Raw genomic sequence first — 1,288 nt, forward strand, 5'->3', positions numbered from 1 at the left:
CGCTCCCACAGTGGATGTGTGTCGCACATCAAACCTGTGGGAGCGAGCCTGCTCGCGAAGAGGCCTTTGGCAATGGCGACAACCCTCAGTCGTTAACCAGTTTCCCCACCCGAATCACCTCACGCCCCGCCACCTTCGCCTGCCACGTCCCCGGCTGCGTATACCGCCCGCGATCAATCGCAAACAACACACCGCTGGTCCCGGCGCGCACGGTTGTCACGCGGTCGCTCAGCGGATCAACCACCTCAAACAGCGCATCGCCCTTCTCCACCCACTCACCCGAATCACGCAGAAAACTGACCACCCCGTGATGCGGTGCAAACAGGTATTCAGTGCCCTCGAACGGCATGCCTTCACAGCACTCGCTGGGTGCCGCAGGCCAGGTGCCCGTGATGAAACCCTGCTCGGCGAGGAACCCCAGAATCGCCTCGCAATTGGCCTGGGCCTGATCGACTCGCGTATCGCCCATGCTGCCCAGTTCCAGCGTCGTCGCCAGATTGGCCGGGGGAATCGCCGCCTCGGGGAAGGCCCGCGCCAGGCGCAGCCACGGCGACGAACAGGACTCATCGAATGAACTGCCGCCGGAGTCTTCACAGAGCAACGCCACCCCGGCCTTCAGACGCGCGGCCAGGGATTGCCACTGCGGCCAGTGTTGTGGCAACGCATACAAATGAATCGCCGCGTCGAAATCGCAATGCAGGTCCAGCGTGATGTCAGCCTCGCAGGCGTGCCGCAGCAGCAGGCGGTGCATGGCCTCCAGCTGCGAAGCCGGTGCCGGCAAGTCGTCGAGGACTTGGCCCATGGTCTGGCGAATCAGCGCGATGTTGGCCTGCGCATCTTGACCCAACTGGTCGCCAATCAATGCGGCCACCGGGGTACTGAGTTCAACGAAGGCGCGGTTGAAGTTCTTGCCGCTGCCCAGCTCGAAGCGCCCCATATGGCTGCCTTGCAGGTGCTGGTCAAGACCGATCGGATTGGCCACCGGCACCAGCTCGATCACGCCCTGCAACTGGCCCCGGGTTTCGAGTTCCGCCAGGCGTTTCTTCAGCTCCCAGGCTGTGCGCATGCCGGGCAACTCGTCAGCGTGCAGGCTGGCCTGGATGTAAACCTTGCGAGGACCCGCGCCGTAACGAAACACGCTGAGGGTGCGTTCGGTGCCCAGGTGGCTCCAGGGCAGAGGATGGTCGATGCGTTGCATGGTCACTCCTGAATGGCTGAACGGCGAAAATCACCTGTGGGAGCGAGCCTGCTCGCGAAAGCGTTGTGTCAGTCAACATAAATGCAGCTG

At 63.1% G+C, this 1,288-nt stretch carries 1 protein-coding gene; it reads right to left on the bottom strand.

The features are described 5' to 3' along the window. Positions 1 to 85: 85 nt before the first annotated feature. Entirely contained in the window at positions 86 to 1,198 is a 1,113-nt protein-coding gene (locus QMX98_RS34650; protein ID WP_154912682.1) for a succinylglutamate desuccinylase/aspartoacylase family protein, read from the bottom strand. Positions 1,199 to 1,288 lie beyond the last annotated feature (90 nt).

Source organism: Pseudomonas sp. PS02303 (assembly GCF_029959925.1).
GTDB classification, from domain to species: domain Bacteria; phylum Pseudomonadota; class Gammaproteobacteria; order Pseudomonadales; family Pseudomonadaceae; genus Aquipseudomonas; species Aquipseudomonas mandelii.